Annotated in this window: 16 protein-coding genes and 1 tRNA gene; 10 read left to right on the forward strand and 7 right to left on the reverse strand. The window is 36.8% G+C overall.

Translation table 11 applies throughout. The features are described from left to right. Positions 1-643: 643 nt before the first annotated feature. On the forward strand, positions 644-1,078 hold the full coding sequence (locus tag ACU1LP_RS17485) for a hypothetical protein (RefSeq protein WP_445736915.1): 435 nt from the start codon (positions 644-646) through the stop codon (positions 1,076-1,078). Between the two features lie 587 nt (positions 1,079-1,665). Beyond that, positions 1,666-2,451 carry a diadenylate cyclase gene (locus ACU1LP_RS17490; RefSeq protein WP_445736916.1) on the forward strand — a complete coding sequence of 262 codons (786 nt, stop codon included), beginning with the start codon at positions 1,666-1,668 and terminating at the stop codon, positions 2,449-2,451. Here ACU1LP_RS17490 and ACU1LP_RS17495 read toward each other — a convergent pair. Both ACU1LP_RS17495 and truA read right to left on the reverse strand, forming a co-directional pair. Then, positions 2,448-4,217, reverse strand: a complete 1,770-nt coding sequence (locus ACU1LP_RS17495; protein WP_445736917.1) for an ABC transporter ATP-binding protein — start codon at positions 4,215-4,217, stop codon at positions 2,448-2,450. The genes ACU1LP_RS17490 and ACU1LP_RS17495 overlap by 4 nt on opposite strands. Next, positions 4,217-4,960 (reverse strand): tRNA pseudouridine(38-40) synthase TruA, encoded by a 744-nt coding sequence (gene truA, locus ACU1LP_RS17500; RefSeq protein ID WP_445736924.1) that lies wholly within the window; start codon positions 4,958-4,960, stop codon positions 4,217-4,219. Before truA ends, ACU1LP_RS17495 begins: the two co-directional genes overlap by 1 nt. A 110-nt stretch (positions 4,961-5,070) precedes the next feature. Between truA and ACU1LP_RS17505 the strand changes: the two genes are divergently transcribed. Then, the gene (locus tag ACU1LP_RS17505) at positions 5,071-5,565 is read left to right on the forward strand and encodes a metallophosphoesterase family protein (protein WP_445732784.1); all 495 of its coding nucleotides are present in this window, start codon (positions 5,071-5,073) and stop codon (positions 5,563-5,565) included. A 427-nt stretch (positions 5,566-5,992) separates the two neighbouring features. On the opposite strand, the gene ACU1LP_RS17510 is transcribed toward ACU1LP_RS17505, so the two are convergent. Continuing rightward, on the reverse strand, positions 5,993-6,403 hold the full coding sequence (locus ACU1LP_RS17510; protein ID WP_445732785.1) for a DUF4293 domain-containing protein: 411 nt from the start codon (positions 6,401-6,403) through the stop codon (positions 5,993-5,995). Positions 6,404-6,601: 198 nt separating this feature from the next. On the opposite strand from ACU1LP_RS17510, the gene rho reads away from it, so the two are divergent. Beyond that, on the forward strand, positions 6,602-8,269 hold the full coding sequence (gene rho / locus ACU1LP_RS17515; RefSeq protein ID WP_445736918.1) for a transcription termination factor Rho: 1,668 nt from the start codon (positions 6,602-6,604) through the stop codon (positions 8,267-8,269). Positions 8,270-8,742: 473 nt separating this feature from the next. Here rho and ACU1LP_RS17520 read toward each other — a convergent pair whose 3' ends face one another. The 4 genes from ACU1LP_RS17520 to proS all read right to left on the reverse strand — a co-directional run bounded on the left by ACU1LP_RS17520 (position 8,743) and on the right by proS (position 11,256). Then, the gene (locus tag ACU1LP_RS17520) at positions 8,743-9,093 is read right to left on the reverse strand and encodes a hypothetical protein (protein ID WP_445736919.1); all 351 of its coding nucleotides are present in this window, start codon (positions 9,091-9,093) and stop codon (positions 8,743-8,745) included. Between the two features lie 195 nt (positions 9,094-9,288). Further along, a complete protein-coding gene (gene rpsT / locus ACU1LP_RS17525) occupies positions 9,289-9,540 on the reverse strand; it encodes a 30S ribosomal protein S20 (protein ID WP_445736920.1) in 252 nt (83 codons plus the stop codon). Positions 9,541-9,568: 28 nt separating this feature from the next. Continuing rightward, positions 9,569-9,640, reverse strand: a tRNA-Glu gene (locus ACU1LP_RS17530). A 137-nt stretch (positions 9,641-9,777) separates the two neighbouring features. Then, positions 9,778-11,256, reverse strand: coding sequence for a proline--tRNA ligase (gene proS / locus ACU1LP_RS17535; protein ID WP_445736921.1), 1,479 nt, complete (start codon positions 11,254-11,256; stop codon positions 9,778-9,780). 99 nt (positions 11,257-11,355) lie between these two features. On the opposite strand from proS, the gene ACU1LP_RS17540 reads away from it, so the two are divergent. The 6 genes from ACU1LP_RS17540 to ACU1LP_RS17565 all read left to right on the forward strand — a co-directional run. Continuing rightward, a complete protein-coding gene (locus tag ACU1LP_RS17540) occupies positions 11,356-12,528 on the forward strand; it encodes a hypothetical protein (protein ID WP_445736922.1) in 1,173 nt (390 codons plus the stop codon). Positions 12,529-12,645: 117 nt separating this feature from the next. Then, on the forward strand, positions 12,646-14,184 hold the full coding sequence (locus tag ACU1LP_RS17545) for an OmpP1/FadL family transporter (protein WP_445733731.1): 1,539 nt from the start codon (positions 12,646-12,648) through the stop codon (positions 14,182-14,184). A 228-nt stretch (positions 14,185-14,412) separates the two neighbouring features. Continuing rightward, the gene (folE, locus tag ACU1LP_RS17550; RefSeq protein WP_445732897.1) at positions 14,413-15,090 is read left to right on the forward strand and encodes a GTP cyclohydrolase I FolE; all 678 of its coding nucleotides are present in this window, start codon (positions 14,413-14,415) and stop codon (positions 15,088-15,090) included. A 263-nt stretch (positions 15,091-15,353) separates the two neighbouring features. Next, positions 15,354-16,835, forward strand: a complete 1,482-nt coding sequence (gene cysS / locus ACU1LP_RS17555; protein WP_445733734.1) for a cysteine--tRNA ligase — start codon at positions 15,354-15,356, stop codon at positions 16,833-16,835. A 33-nt stretch (positions 16,836-16,868) separates the two neighbouring features. Next, entirely contained in the window at positions 16,869-17,090 is a 222-nt protein-coding gene (yidD, locus tag ACU1LP_RS17560; protein WP_445732898.1) for a membrane protein insertion efficiency factor YidD, read from the forward strand. Between the two features lie 194 nt (positions 17,091-17,284). After that, positions 17,285-17,517 (forward strand): AAA family ATPase (locus tag ACU1LP_RS17565; protein WP_445736923.1); only part of this gene is annotated, 233 nt, incomplete at its 3' end.

The following is a 17,517-nucleotide window of genomic DNA, read 5'->3' on the forward strand; positions in this document are numbered from 1 at the left end:
TGTTGAACAATATCTAAAAAACGAAGAATATCTTGTAAACTTGAAAATAATTTTTTCTTAACTAAAAGGTCATAATTGGGTGCACGACAAATTGCATTTATAAGAAAAAGCATTTAATTTAGAGGTTTATAAAAAATATACTTATGACAGATTTAGATAAAATATTAGCGATTGTTGCAAGACATTATCAGCAATGGGAACAAGACCCAACGAGGATGGAAAACGGGCATGAATATGAATCCACTTTGCGAGCATGACGCAAAAGATGGAGAAAGAAATGCTTGAAGTGTCATTGGGAGCGATCCCAATAAGCAGGAACGGTAAAAAAAAACGCTTACCCGATTTGGGAAAATCGAAGTGCCCAAAAGCCACGTCCTGAGCAGGAGCATAGGGAACCTGCAGATCAGTAGTTTTGCCCAAGAGACCATGTGCTTCTTTGGGCAGAGCGTTGTGTTTGAAGATGCCAGTTCGCTGATCAACAGTCTAACGGGCGGTGGTTTTAACGCCAAACAGGTAGAGCGGGTCTGCCATTTATATGGAGGGCTGGGATGCCCGCTCATAAGAGTCCATAGCATCGGGCGAAACCAAATTTTGTTCAGAGACGCAAAAGGAGGAGCTGCACTATGCAATGATAGATGGCGCCATGTACCCGACAAAATCAAAGGAAGAGCCTTGGAAAGAAGTAAAACTGGGCAGGTTGTTTAAAAAAAGTGACCTGTTGCCATTTTCTGAAAACAGTAATTTCATCACAAAATCAACCTATGTGGCCCATTTGGGCGAGGCAAAAGATCTTTTCCCAAAATTCGAATATGGGGTAGAGTCCTTGAAAAACCTCGTTTTTTTAAACGATGGAGGCCCTTGGATCTGGAAGTGGGTAGAGAGCAGTTTTCCAAATAGCGTTCAGATACTCGATTATTATCACGCAAAAGAGCATTTGTGCGAGTTTGCAAAAAACTATTTCAAAGAGGAAGAGCAAAGGAAAAAATGGGTAGAGTGGCAATGCGGGACCCTACTGGAAAGGACCCCAGAGGAAGCTGTTGAAGAAATAAGATCACTTCCCCACCAAGACAAGACATAGGACAGCAAAGAAAAATTGATAAATTATTATACGGCACACTTAAAACGGATGCAGTACAGATCATTCAAAGAACAGGGGTTTTTGATTGGCTCTGGAGCGATAGAATCAGCGCATAGGGTCTATCAACAAAGGTTTAAGCTGTCGGGACAGCATTGGACCAAAAGAGGGCTGCATGAAACTATCCAACTCAAATCAGCATATCAAAGCAAACGCTGGGATAAAGTCATGGTTATTGGCAAGAACGCGGCTTAAATGCAATTTGTCGTGCACCCGTCATAATTAGATACAGTTTTATAAAGAAAATATAAGTACATGACAAAAATTGAAAAATAAATGTTATATAAATAATTGTCAGCAGTTTAATAATCTCATGTGTTCCAGACCTGTCAGGTTTTAAAAACCTGACAGGTCTCAATTTCAGTGGGATTAGTACCATTTACAGAAGGTCAATCTAATTTTTTGTCATGTACTTAAAAATAAAATATATTTTGTTTCTCAGTAATGCTCGACCAGACATTTGAGAACTTCTATTAATTTTCAACTTAATATAAACCATATTTTACTAAATTTACCAAAACCCAAATGCCTTGGAAATCTTTAAAGACCTTTTAAAATTCACTGTTGTAGATGTTATAGATGTTTTTCTGGTAGCAATCCTACTCTACTACATTTACAAACTGGTAAAAGGCACGGTTGCCATCAATATATTTATTGGTATCATCATCATCTATTTGGTTTGGCGACTTACCAATTTCCTGAACATGGAACTGCTTTCGGGTATTTTTGGTGGTTTTATGAAAGTGGGGATTATTGCTTTGATCGTGGTGTTCCAACCAGAAATCCGGAAGTTTTTATTGATGGTGGGCTCTACAAATTTTGGGAAAAGAGGAAAACTTTTCAAAAAATTTAAATTTTTAAAAACCGAGACTACCGACGAAACGAATGTGGACGCAATTATGTCCGCTTGTATTAAAATGGCAAACTCAAATACAGGTGCATTGATTGTTTTTGAACGCAATAACAACTTGGATTTTTTAACCACCACGGGCGATGAAATGAATATAAAAGTAACGCAACCCATTATAGAAAGTATCTTTTTTAAAAACAGTCCGTTACACGATGGCGCCATTATAGTGAGCAATAATATTGTAAAAGCAACCCGTGTTATTTTGCCTTTAAATAACGATAAAGTAATTCCAAAACGTTTTGGTTTACGCCACAGGGCAGCCATTGGCGTTACCGAAAAAACCGATGCTTTAGCACTGGCGGTTAGTGAAGAAACAGGTCATATTTCCTATTTTAAGGATGGGGAATTTGTTGTTTTTGAAGATTTCGCACAGCTGAATTCAATGATCAAAGAAGATTTGGCTTAAACCACTTCCTCCTTTAAAAACTGTACTTCGTACAGGTTTTTATAATAGCCGTTTTCTTTCGTAAGAAGTTGGGCATGCGTACCTACCTCCACAATTTCGCCAGCATCCATCACCAATATTCTATCTGCTTTTTTAATGGTTGCCAATCGGTGGGCAATAACAATGGACGTTCTACCATTGGTCATTTTATCGGTCGCATTTTGAATGAGTTGTTCTGAATGGGAATCGACCGAAGAAGTCGCTTCATCCAACACCAAAATACTCGGATTGGTTACATACGCCCTTAAAAACGAAATCAATTGTCTTTGACCCGACGACAACATGACACCGCGTTCTTTCACGTTATAATGATAGCCCCCAGGTAAACTTACAATAAATTCGTGCACCCCAATTTCTGTGGCTGCCCGTGTTACTTCTGCTTCCGTGATTTCAGGATTATTTAAGGTAATATTATTTAAAATAGTGTTGGCAAACAAAAACACATCCTGCAAAACCACTGCAATTTGTGTACGTAAGGATGCCAAAGTAAACTGTTTTATATCCACCCCATCCATGGCAATAACGCCCTCCTTAATTTCATAAAAACGGTTCAACAAATTTATGATAGTCGATTTTCCTGCCCCTGTAGCCCCAACAATGGCAACCGTTTCGCCCGATTTCACTTCAAAGGAAACCCCTTTTAAAACATCTTCATCGTCCACATAATTAAAAAATACGTTTTTAAACGAAATATTGCCCTTAAAATTATCGGCTACCAAGGTACCTGTATCATCAATTTGCGAAGTGGTGTCCAGCACTTTAAATACACGGTTTGCGGCAACCATGCCCATTTGAAGGGTGTTAAAATTATCTGCCATTTGGCGCAACGGACGGAACAACATAGGAATGAACATAACGAACGCAATCAAATCGCCTTGTGAAACCTCGGTGCCTTTCATCACAACACTTAAACCACCGTACCACGCAATTAACCCAATGCTTACAGACGATACCAAATCGGCCAACGGAAAGAAAAGGGAATTGTACCAAACGGTTTTTAACCAGCCTTTTTTATGGCGTTCGTTTATATCAACAAAATTTTTATAATCAATGGTTTCACGGGTAAAAAGCTGTAAAATTTTCATGCCCGTCAAGCGCTCTTGCACAAAGGAATTTAGGTTGGACACTTCATTCCTAACTTCTTCAAAAGCCACTTTCATATACTTTTGAAAAATACGGGTAGCATACATTAATAAGGGCATCATAATAAATACAATTAAACTCAATCGCCAATTAATATAAACCATGACTCCAAAAACAACGATCATCGCCAATAAATCCCGGAAAATAGTGAACAGACCTTGCCCGAAAATATCGGCAATACGTTCCATATCGGTCACCGCTCTGGTTATTAGCACACCCACCGAGGAATTGTCGTAATATTTCATTTTAAAACTCAGTAAATGGTTGAACAGTTTTACACGCACATCCATCACTAAATTTTGTCCCAACCACGCCGCATAATATATAAAGGCAAGTTGGAAAACAGTTTGCAGAATTAAAACACCAAACATGATAACCACATAAAATAAAAAACTTTTTGGTTGCCTGACCGCAATACTATTATCGATGGCGTACTTGGTAATATAGGGTGTTGCCGTTGTTAGGATTGCCAATAGAATAACCAAAAAAAGCAGCCCGAAAAAGATACCTTTATAGGGTTTTATATATTGAAACAGACGTTTGAACAATACAACGTCAAAAAAATTATCTTTCTCTTTAGTCATTATATTTTTATATCGGTAGGATAGTCAATTTTTGTTAAATACAACCCATGTGCAGGCACTGAAAATCCTGCTTCATTCCTGTTTTTAGATATAATAATGGTGTGTAAATCCTCAATTTGTAATTTACCCAATCCTATTTGCAGCATCGTACCCACTATGGCGCGCACCATATTTCGTAAAAACCGATCAGCTTTTATTACAAAGTGCAGCTCATTATTATCAAAAAACCATTCTGCTTTCATAATATCGCAATGATACGTTTTTACATCGGTATTTACTTTTGAAAAGCATTGAAAATCTTTATACTGAAATAATATTTTTGAAGCTTCCTTCATTTTTTCAACATCTAAATCTTGCTTCACATAATACGCGTTATCAAAATTAAATACATTTTTTTGCAAGGTGATTCTATACAAATACGTTCTGCTCAAAGCATCAAAACGTGCATGGGCATCTGCTTTCACTTTAAAAACAGTATGAATGGCAATATCTTTTGGTAAAAAGGAATTGAGTTTAAAAACCAAATCAATATCTCCAAAATCAACTTCCGTATCAAAATGAGCGAACATTTGTTTTGCATGAACCCCGGTGTCGGTTCTACCAGCACCCATAATGGAAACGGGTTCCTTTAAAAGTAATGATAACGCGTTTTCAATAACTTCCTGCACAGATATTTGATTTGGCTGATTTTGCCAACCGTGATAGGCACCACCATTATAAGAAAGTTCTATAAAATATCGCAATTTGTTTTTATACTTTTGTTGAAAGAGCAAAGATAAGGAGATTTACGTCCCGATAACCATCGGGATTAGATTTACGATTAACAAAAGATACTGAAATAAATTCAGCATAAATGATAAAAATACTTTTACTTTCTGATACGCATAGCTATATAGACGATGACATTTTAAAATATGTTAAACAAGCCGATGAAGTTTGGCACGCGGGCGATATTGGCGATTTAAAAGTAAGTGATGCCATTAAACAATTAAAAACCTTGCGGGCTGTTTACGGGAATATAGACGATGCAAAAATGAGGGGTGAATTCCCTGAAAACAATCGGTTTATGTGTGAAAATGTTGATGTTTGGATGACTCACATCGGAGGTTATCCAGGTGCATATAATATGGGAATACGGGAAGAAATAAGAACCAACCCACCAAAACTCTTCATTTGCGGGCATTCACATATTTTAAAAGTAATGCCCGATAAAAAGTTGGATTTGTTGCACATGAACCCGGGAGCAGTTGGGAAACACGGGTTTCATAAAGTACGGACTATGCTCCGTTTTACTATTGAGGGCAGTAAAATTGATAATTTGGAGGTGATTGAGTTTGAGAAACGTTAAAAAAAGCCTTTCCTAAAAGCCCATCCCTAGCCCTTCCCAAAAGGAAGGGAACACTCGAATCTAAAAGGAATTAAAATGATGAACTAGTAATATTTTGGGTGTTGTGATTTGCGTTAGGGATTACTCATAGTTGTAATTTTTAAATTTTGGAAATCGTGAATGCTTCGCATTTGGAGCGATATCCTTTTTAAACATGGACAAAACAAATTTTGGAGGAACTGAAATTTGACAGATAGCCACGTCGCTCACTCCTCGCTAGGACGTTTTAAAAAGATTTAGCGTAAAGCCCGACCCTTGTGGTAACGCCCAAATAACTATGTAAAAATCCGTAACAGTTTCCCTCCTTTGGAGGGATTAAGGGAGGAATTAAAAAACCCAAAATTTTCATTCTGGGTTTTAACGCACTAATACTACTAAGATGTTAGGTTTATCGCAATCGATCTACAGATTTTACAAGTTCTTCGTCCTTTTTGATGGCCTTATTGGCCAAAGCCAATAACACGATAGAAACAATAGGAAGAAGCATCCCAATACCTTTCTCAGAAACCGCCGTCTCTCCAGATACATTTAGAGATTGATACACAAAAAATCCTAGTAAAATAAAGTTTAATATGATGTTAAGTCGCCCCAACATAAATTGGGACTTCCTATTTTTATACTTAAATATGGTTAGTATCGATAATAATGCCGACCCAAGAAACAGCCCTAAATACAGCAAATTATCTTTGGCATACACTACCACCTCGCCATCGGTAACCCATAAATGCAAAACAAATATTAACCCAGCAGATACGATTGCTGCGATTAAAAGGTAAACCGTTTGGATGCGCTGTAACATATAAATACAAAATACTAGATGGCAAAAATAATAGTTTCTTTTGTAAAATAAATGCAAAAAATTAAAATAAAGTTGTATAATTGCAGTAATAATTCTCAACAACCACACGTAGAGGTTGTTAATTCTTCAGAATAAAATTCAATTTTTTTTCAGAACAACTCAAATTTATATTCAAAATACATTTTATCTTAAACATCAATGTTTGAAATTTCACAATTAACCCAAAAGAAGCTCTCTGAGTTACAAGAGATTGCTCAAAAACTGAACGTCCCAAAGTATCGTTCCTTAAAAAAATCCGATCTAGTTTACCAAATACTCGATCAACAGGCTGCCAACCCAAAAGCGGTAGCCACCGTTACAGAACCTACACCACAACCTACCACCGTTAATGCTCCAGAAAAAAAGGAAGTTAAAAAACCTAGGCAACGTGTTGTAAAACCTGTAAAAAATACGCCTGTAAAAAAAGAAAATAAAGCGGTAGTTGAAAATACCGCAACGCCTTTAGAAAATAAAGAGATAGCACCTCAAGAGACCAAAGAAGCGGAAAAGACCACTAGCACGCCAAAACCTAGAGCTCAAAATGAGCGCACCAACGACAAACAACAAAAACCACCACATCAAAAAAGAGAGCAGAATCAAAATCAGCCTCAAAAAAATTCAAACCAACATAAAAACCAAAAAAACGGGAATGTGAATGTAGATGCAGGAAATAAAGATACCAGAAACCGTTATCGTGAACCCGATTTTGAATTTGATGCCATTATTGAAAGTGAAGGTGTTTTAGATGTGATGCAAGATGGCTATGGTTTTTTACGTTCATCGGATTATAATTATTTATCGTCTCCGGATGATATTTATGTATCGCAATCACAAATCAGATTGTTTGGTTTAAAGAAAGGCGATACCGTTTTAGGAAACGTAAGACCACCAAAGGAAGGTGAAAAATATTTCCCATTAATAAAAGTGATACGGATTAACGGTCAGAAACCCGAGGTTGTAAGGGACCGCGTGTCTTTCGAGCATTTAACGCCGTTGTTCCCTAAAGAAAAATTCAATTTAGCTGAAAAACAAAGTACCATTTCCACACGGATCATGGACTTGTTTTCGCCTATTGGAAAAGGACAACGTGGTATGATCGTTTCGCAACCAAAAACGGGCAAAACCATGTTGCTTAAAGATGTTGCCAACGCTATTGCCGCCAACCATCCCGAAGTTTATTTAATGATTTTATTGATTGATGAACGACCGGAAGAGGTGACCGATATGCAACGTAATGTACGTGGGGAAGTGATATCCTCCACCTTTGATAAAGAAGCTCACGAGCATGTAAAAATTGCCGATATCGTTCTTGAAAAAGCAAAACGTTTGGTAGAATGTGGACACGATGTCGTAATTCTTTTAGATTCCATCACCCGTTTGGCGAGAGCTTACAACACGGTGCAACCAGCATCAGGCAAAATATTGAGTGGCGGTGTGGATGCCAATGCGTTGCACAAACCAAAACGCTTTTTTGGTGCTGCCCGTAATATAGAAAATGGTGGTTCGTTGACCATTATTGCTACGGCTCTTACCGAAACAGGTTCTAAAATGGACGAGGTTATTTTTGAGGAATTTAAAGGTACCGGTAATATGGAGCTTCAGTTGGATAGAAAAATATCTAACCGTCGTATTTTCCCTGCTATCGATTTAACGTCTTCAAGCACCCGTCGCGACGATTTATTGTTAGACGAAAACACCATTCAACGTATGTGGGTGATGCGCAAATACCTTGCGGATATGAACCCTGTTGAAGCGATGGAATTCATCAACGAGCGTTTTAAACAAACCCGAAATAACGAAGAATTTTTAATATCCATGAATGGATAGCAATTAAATTCCAACAAAAAATAAATTCCAAATTCCAACAGTGTTTCGCGGAATTAAAATTTTTGTTCCCGTGTGAAGACGGAAAATCTAACTAAACATTAAACTAAACCAAAAAGCCTTAACAAAATTTCTGTTAAGGCTTTTTAATTATGCTCAATTTGTTTCAATATTAGGGCGTTACCCCGATCCCGATAACTATCGGGAGGGGTCGCGCTTTACGCTGTATCTTTTTCTCGTTCCTCAAAAAAGGATGCCGCTTCAATCGCTAACGCACATCCAGTTTCAATCCAAATTCTATTACTAAATAAGATGGATTGCATTGTTTTCATCTCCTCCAAAGTCTTATTTTGACCTTTTAGGCATTTGATTCAAAAAAAAAACCTTGCAGGTTAAAACCGAAATTTAGAAACAAAAAAAGACTGCTTTAAAGGCAGTCTTTTTTGTAATCAATCCGAAAAAATAATTTCTTTTAGTTAAAAATTATTCAAAAGATCTCTATACTCCTTTAGGTCAGATATATTTATTTTATTGTTTAGGTTCTTTATAAGCGCTATTAAATATTTTAAGCTTTCAACAGGTTCATTTTCAGTTTCAACTTCTTCATCATCTTCTTCATCAACAAGCATAGGGATTAAAAATGAGTTATTTTCTTCAATATGCTCACAAGTAAGCCTAAGAACTTTCACTACCAGTGGAATTTGCTCTTCCAAGGCATAAGTTCTCAATTGTTTAATGTCGTCAATCAATGTATCTGTATTAATGCCTTTTTTATCAAGGTTATTCAGAATTTTATCTATTAATTTAATTGCTGCTTTATTTTCCAAAAGTTTAAGTTTATGTGAATATTTAAGTTGTTATAATTTTTAAAATGACTTCTTTTAAGATGAAATAGTTTTGGTTTGCTAGGATTTTGCAAATTTACTTTAAACCATTCTAAAAACAGGGTTTCAATATAAAAAAGACAAAAAAAAACCTCTCGGTTGTGAGAAGCTTTTAAATTTTATCATGGAAATGGCATTTTAAAGCGCAGCAACATGCTTAGCTAAACCAGATTTAAGGTTAGCTGCTTTGTTAAAATGAATAACATTTTTCTTTGCCAATCTATCCAACATGGAAACTACAGAAGGGAATAACGCTTCAGCTTCTTTTTTATCAGTTAACTCACGTAGTTTTTTAATAGCATTACGTGTTGTTTTATGCTGATACTTGTTAACCAAACGTTTCGATTCGTTACTTCTAATTCTTTTTAGTGCTGACTTGTGATTTGCCATTTTTTACTTTTTATTTTTTTAAAAATTGTAGCCCGTAGGGGAGTCGAACCCCTCTTACCAGGATGAAAACCTGGCGTCCTAGCCGATAGACGAACGGGCCATTGTTTTTTTGAGTGTGCAAATAATTTAAACTTGCAATAGTTTCAAACAACTTACAACGTTTCCATTGCGGATGCAAAAATACAACTATTTTTAAATGTCGCAATAGTTGCGTAAACTTTTTTTTAAAAAAAATATTTAGTACGCTTTTGCGAACAAAACCCTGCTTTTTGAAGGTTTCCCGGAGTACACGCAAACGCCATCCTCTGCCTTCATTTCCAAAGGAATGCATCGAATGGTTGCTTTGGTCAATTCTTTAATGGTCTCTTCTGTTTCATTGGTACCATCCCAATGCGCCGAGATAAATCCGGTTTTACTGTTTAAAACCTCTTTAAATTCTTCAAAAGTGTTCACTTCTGTAATGTGGGAATCTCTAAAATCCAATGCTTTTTTAAATAAGGTCTCTTGAATTTCTTTTAGCAAAACCTCAACTTTCGCAGTCAAATCAATTAAAGGAACAATATCTTTTGTTAAGGTGTCTCTTCTGGCCAACTCCACGGTGCCGTTTTCTAAATCTTTTGGGCCAATGGCAATTCGCAATGGTACGCCTTGCAGTTCGTGCTGTGCAAATTTAGCTCCGGGGCGTTGCGTATCTCTATTATCGTATTTTACGGTAATGCCTTTTGCTCTTAAATCACTTAAAATAGTATTGGCGACTTCGGAAACCGCATCAAATTCTTCTTCACTCTTATATATAGGAACAATAACCACTTGGTTGGGCGCTAAACTTGGCGGCAATACCAATCCGTTGTCATCGCTGTGCGTCATAATCAACGCACCCATTAATCGTGTTGAAACACCCCAAGAAGTTGCCCACACATAATCTTGTTTTCCTTCCTTGTTAGCAAACTTAACATCAAAAGCTTTAGCGAAATTCTGACCTAAAAAGTGAGATGTACCAGCTTGCAACGCTTTTCCATCTTGCATTAATGCTTCAATACAAAAAGTTTCATCAGCTCCAGCAAAACGCTCACTTTCGGTTTTAATACCTTGAATTACAGGAATCGCCATGAAATTTTCAGCAAACGTAGCATATACGTTATTCATTAATTTCGCTTCCATGATGGCTTCGTCTTTAGTAGCGTGGGCGGTGTGCCCTTCTTGCCATAAAAATTCCGCAGTGCGCAGAAACAAACGGGTACGCATTTCCCAACGCACCACATTACACCATTGATTTATTAATATAGGTAAGTCTCTATACGATTGAATCCAATTTCTATAGGTGTTCCAAATAATGGCTTCACTTGTTGGGCGTACTATTAACTCCTCCTCTAATTTCGCATCGGGATCTACACGCAGTTTACCCGGTCTGTCCGGGTCGCCCTGCAATCGGTAATGTGTTACAATGGCACATTCCTTTGCGAATCCTTCAGCGTTTTTTTCTTCCGCTTCAAACAAACTTTTAGGTACAAATAAGGGGAAATAGGCATTTTGATGCCCGGTTTCCTTAAACATTTTATCCAATTCCGCTTGCATTTTTTCCCAAATAGCGTATCCGTAAGGTTTGATGACCATACAACCACGAACCGCCGAATTCTCCGCTAGGTCTGCCTTAACAACCAATTCGTTATACCATTTAGAATAATCTTCTGCCCTACTAGTAAGTTTTTTACCCATATATATGTTTTGGCACAAATATTGCGACTATGTTAAATATAAAAATAGTTCAGCAAAACTAACTATTTTTGTTATGTTCAACAATAAAAATCAAGAGATATGCAATTAAAAACCTACTTAATAGAAAAAATGCCATACTTAGCTATTTTTAGCTTAGTACTTGGCTTAACCTCATGTGGTTCATATCAATATGTTGGCGTGGAGAATGATGGCATTTATGGAGACACGCCAAGAACCGTTCAGTATGGAGATGCTGTGGTGGAAGTGCCTAACAAATCAAATAGTAATTATTACAAAAATTACTTTAAGAATAAATCCATGGAAACCCAATTAATGCTGTCTGGGAACGAAATTTTTACAGATATAGATGGCTATGAAAGCAATAACTATGCTGAAAATGATACCAATAATGATTATCAAGGCTATGCGGGATGGGGTCAAAACAGTAATGGTGTAACTATTAACTATATTAACAATGGTTGGAATGACCCATTTTTATACGGCTGGGGATGGAACAACTGGGGTTGGAACAGAGGATTCTATGATCCATTTTGGGGCGGTGGATTTTACGGCGGTGGATTTTATGGAGGCGGATTTTACGGTGGTGGATATTATGGCGGTGGATATTATGGCGGTGGTTATCACGGGGGTGGATATTACGGCCTTGGATATTATGGCGGTGGATATTATGGTGGCTTGGGTTATAACAATTATTATGGTAATGGCGGGTATTATTCAGGAAGAAATGTTTCTTACAGCGCAAGCCGAAGGGGAAGTAATTATGCTACCGGCGCAAGAAGCTACACGGGTAATAACGTAAGCACTTCACGACGTAGTAGTACTGTGAATAATAACAATACTTCTCTCTCTAAATACAATACGTCTAGACGAGGAAGTGTTAATAGCTCGTCTCCTTCCACATACAATACCGGCAGAACGTACAGCTCTAATGGTGCTTCCAATGGAACGCGTGTTTATTCCGACACCCAAAGAAGATCAAGCACATATAGCAGTACGCCTTCAACGAATTCTACAACAAGGGCATCATCTTCAACAGTAAGAAGAAGTTCTGGCAGTGTTTATTCCCCTTCAACATCCAGAAGTAGCAATAATTCTTCCAGCACGTATTCTAGATCCTCGTCAAACAACTCTAACTATACACCTAGCAGAAGCTCCAGTTCGTCTAGTTCTGGGTCGTTTTCCAGATCTTCTTCATCAGGTAGCAGTGGCAGGAGTAGTTCAGGATCTTCAAGCGGAGGAAGAAGACGCTAGTAAAACATTTAATAAAGAAAACACTATGAAACATCCATGCTTAAACCTGTGTCACAAACCAAAAAAAGACTGTATGGGTGTTACATCTTACCTATAAAAAACAATAAATACAAACAGATGAAAAAGTTAAACCTACTTTTTATAGGCATACTCACTATGTCTACATTAAACGCACAAGATATAAGTGATGCATTGCGCTATTCGCAAAACGAAATTCAAGGAACCGCTCGATTCCGGGCCTTGAGTGGTGCTTTTGGCGCCCTGGGTGGCGATATGAGCGCCGTTAGCTTAAACCCTGCTGGATCTGCCGTTTTTAGCCAAAGCCATGCCTCTTTCTCTGTATCAAATGTGGATGCTTCAAACAATTCCCAATATTTTAATGGATTGAACAGCGGTAGCAACTCTAATTTTGATATCAATCAAGGTGGTGCTTCCTTTGTGTTTGCTAACAGAAGTAATTCGCCTTGGAAAAAATTCACTATTGGGGTAGCTTACGATAGAACCAATAATTATGATAATACTTGGAATGCTGTTGGCGTTAATACAAACAATAAATCCATTGACCTGTATTTTTTAAATTATGCAGACGGAAAAAGGCTTGATCAGATTTCTGCTTTACCAGACGAATCCTTAAGCGATGCCTACTCAGATATAGGGAACGTTTACGGTTTTGCAAATCAACAAGCATTCTTAGGCTTTGAGTCGTTTATTTTGGAACCAGATGCTGATGATGACGCCAACACCACCTATTTTTCAAATTTAGCAAACGGCACTTTCAATCAAAACTATTCTTATGCATCCAGAGGCTACAATGGTAAAATAACCTTTAACATGGCTGCCCAGTATGATGAAAATTTATATGTAGGTTTGAATTTAAATTCCCATTTTATTGATTTTAGTCGTTCTACTTTATTGTTTGAACGCAACAATAATGGCATTCCTAATAGCGGGGAATTTCTTATTAGAGATATTGAATTTGAAAACAATCTATCGACTACCGCAGGCGGGTTTTCATTTCAATTGGGAGGGATAATTAAATTAAGTCCTGAATTTAGGTTGGGTGTTACTTACGACTCGCCTATATGGTACACCATTAAAGAAGAGGCTTCACAATATATTTCAACAGTAAGGGAATATGATACTGGCAACAAAGAAACTCAAGTAATTAACCCGCAAAATGTTAATGTTTACCCACAATACAAATTGCAAACCCCTTCAAGAATATCAGGAAGTTTGGCTTATATATTTGGCACACAAGGCCTATTGAGTTTTGATTATTCCAGAAAAGATTACAGTACCACTAAATTCAAACCGACTTCGGATGCCTTTTTTGCTGACCAAAACGCCATAATTAGTGATGTTTTAACCGATGCTTCCACGTACAGACTTGGAGGCGAATATAAAGTAAAACAATTCAGTTTTAGAGGCGGTTACCGTTTTGAGGAAAGCCCATATAAAGATGGCGTTACGGTAGGCGATTTAAGTGGTTACTCTTTAGGTTTAGGTTACAATTTTGGGAACACCAAATTGGACGTTACTTTCGACCAAGCGAAACGCACCAACGAAACCCCATTGTACAACGTAGGTTTAACGGATGCTGCCATCATTGACAGAACAAATTCCAATGTAACGCTGTCTTTGAGTTTTAACATATAGAACCTAACTTCTATATTTTAAAAGCTTGAACCTAAAAATTCAGGCTTTTTGCGTATTAAGCATTCTTATGTAAGATGGAAGTTTAAAAATCGTAAATCAAATATCGAAAATCGTAAATCAAAAACGTATCTTTGCAGACCAAAATCGTGAAATAGTTGATAGATGAAATGACCCAAAGTTATAATTGGTGAATGGAAACTAATCTCTAAAAACAATTATAATTGGCAGATGAAAATTGAAAATAACATAGAAGAATTTGAATCTTTAGGAGACGACCATATTGGGGCATCGTCCGATACACCCATACGCCATGATGCTTTTAAGCTTTCAAATGAAGAAAAAATAGACATTATTAAGGATGATGTGCGCCACATTATGGAAACATTGGGTCTTGATTTATCGGATGACAGTTTAAATGGTACACCAAACCGGGTTGCTAAAATGTTTGTTAAAGAAATTTTTGGCGGACTCGATCCTAATAGAAAACCAAGTGCTTCCACCTTCGAGAACAAATATAAATATGGTGAAATGCTGGTTGAAAAAAACATTACGGTTTACTCCACCTGCGAGCATCATTTATTACCTATTGTAGGGAAAGCCCATATTGCTTACATTTCCAGTGGCTCTGTGGTTGGGTTATCAAAAATGAACCGTATTGTGGATTATTATGCAAAACGGCCACAAGTACAAGAGCGTTTAACCATTCAAATTGTGAAAGAACTTCAGGAGGTTTTAAAAACCGAAGATGTAGCTTGTATAATTGATGCCAAACATTTATGTGTAAATTCCAGAGGGATAAGAGATGTGGATAGCAGCACCGTAACCTCTGAATTTGGAGGAAAATTTAAAGAAGTAACTGTCCGCAGGGAATTTTTAGATTACATTAAACTTGAAACGAAATTTTAAATGTTTGTTGTTTGGCGGGTTGTGAATTACATTTTTACTTTGTGATTTTCGTGTCTTCTTTGTGAAACTTTGTGTAATAGCTATACCACAAAGAAGCACAAAGAAAACACAAAGCTACTCAAAGAATTTACAGTTTTTAAATAATACCAACTGAAATTTAATTGAGCCAATTAATTACTAAAAAAATAGATAACCAACAAAATCAACACATTAAGAAAGCATTTCCTAAACTCCTAAACACCAAACGTCTCAACAAATTACGCATGCAGTTATACCAACAACACCAAATAAAAATATACAATTCGCTTTCAGGCACCAAAGAAATCTTCAATACTATTGACGAAGGGTATGTGGGCATGTATGTTTGCGGCCCCACCGTTTATAGCAATGTGCATTTAGGAAACGTAAGAACGTTTATGTCTTTCGATGTTATTTTTCGCTACTTAAAGCATTTAGGCTACAAAATACGCTACGTTAGAAACATTACCGATGCCGGCCATTTGGAAAATGATGCCGATGCTGGCGAAGACCGTATAGCAAAAAAAGCGCGTTTAGAGCAAATTGAACCTATGGAAGTGGTGCAACGCTACACCGTAGATTTTCACAATATATTAAACACCTTCAACTTTTTACCGCCGAGTATTGAACCTACCGCAACTGGGCATATCATTGAACAAATTGAACTTATTAAAACCATTTTAGAAAATGGTTTTGCGTATATTGTAAATGGCTCGGTTTATTTTGATGTGCATAAGTTTAACGAAACCCATGATTACGGAAAACTGAGCAAACGCAAATTGGAAGATTTAATCCATAACACCCGTGAATTGGAAGGACAAAGCGATAAAAAAAATCCACAGGATTTTGCACTTTGGAAAAAGGCTGAACCGCAACATATTATGCGTTGGCCTTCGCCTTGGAGCGATGGTTTCCCAGGTTGGCATTTAGAATGTACCGCCATGAGCACCAAATACTTGGGCGAACATTTTGACATACACGGTGGCGGGATGGATTTGAAATTCCCGCATCATGAATGTGAAATTGCCCAGAACGAAGCGGCAAAAGGTCAAGCACCCGTAAATTATTGGATGCATGCCAATATGCTGATTATGAACGGAAAGAAGATGGCAAAATCCACTGGTAATTTTATTTTACCGGGTGAGATTTTTACGGGCGAAAATCCAAACATAACCAAAGCATTTTCACCGAGTGTGGCGCGCTTTTTTATGCTTCAAGCGCATTATAGAAGTGTTCTGGATTTTACCAATGATGGTTTATTGGCAAGCGAAAAAGGATTTTACAGATTGATGGATGCGATAAACGTTTTAGATGAATTAAAAGTTTCTACCTCGTCTTCAATCGATATCAATGCATGGAAACAGACCTGTTATGAAGCCATGAACGATGATTTTAATTCACCTATTTTAATCGCTAATTTATTTGAAGCCGTTAAATATACCAACCAAATTAAAGATGGATATGAAACCGTAACTGAAGAAGATTTATCAATTTTAAAAACCACTTTAAACGCTTTTATTTTTGATATTTTAGGACTTGAGAATGTAACCAAATCAGACTCTGGAACCGATAAACTATCGGGTGCTGTCTCTGTTTTGATTAAGTTAAGACAAGAAGCCAGAGCCAATAAAGACTTTGCTATGTCCGATAAAATACGTGATGAATTGGCAGAAGTTGGTATTCAGCTTAAAGATGGAAAAGAAGGAACATCGTTTAGCCTCTCCTAAATCCTCTCCAAAGGAGAGGACTTTTAGCAACTTATGAAAAAGTTACTCATTGCTCCGTTTCTATTATTGATAAAAGTTTACCAAACACTTATATCGCCTTTAACGCCTGCAACTTGCAGATACCAACCAACCTGTTCGCATTACACTAAAGAAGCATTACAAAAACACGGTTTATTTAAAGGTGGATGGTTGGCCATAAAACGTATTTTTAGTTGCCATCCTTGGGGTGGGTCTGGTTATGACCCAGTGCCTTAAATTAATGGTTTATAATTTATGCATTTGTTATAATAAAAACTTAGATTAAACTTAAAAAAACGATATACCAAAACCACTATTATCCATTAATATCTATAATAGTTTATTGAATGATTAACCCAAAATAATTTTTTTTTTTTGCTTACTTTTATGTCCATTACATTCTAATAAATATATTTGAATTAAATTTTACAATGAAACCACCCAACATAAGAATTAAAACTAAAGGATTCCGAGCAGTAAATCAAGCTGATTTAATCATTGATGGAATAACATTAGTTGCTGGTGAAAATGGATGTGGTAAAAGTTCAATATCTAAATTATTGTATTTTCTTTTTAAAACTGTATCTAATTATGACCTTTTAGTTAAGAAAAAATTATTTTCAAGTTTACAAGATATTCTTCGTTTTTTAGATATTGTTCAACA

Source organism: Mariniflexile sp. (genome assembly GCF_052728615.1).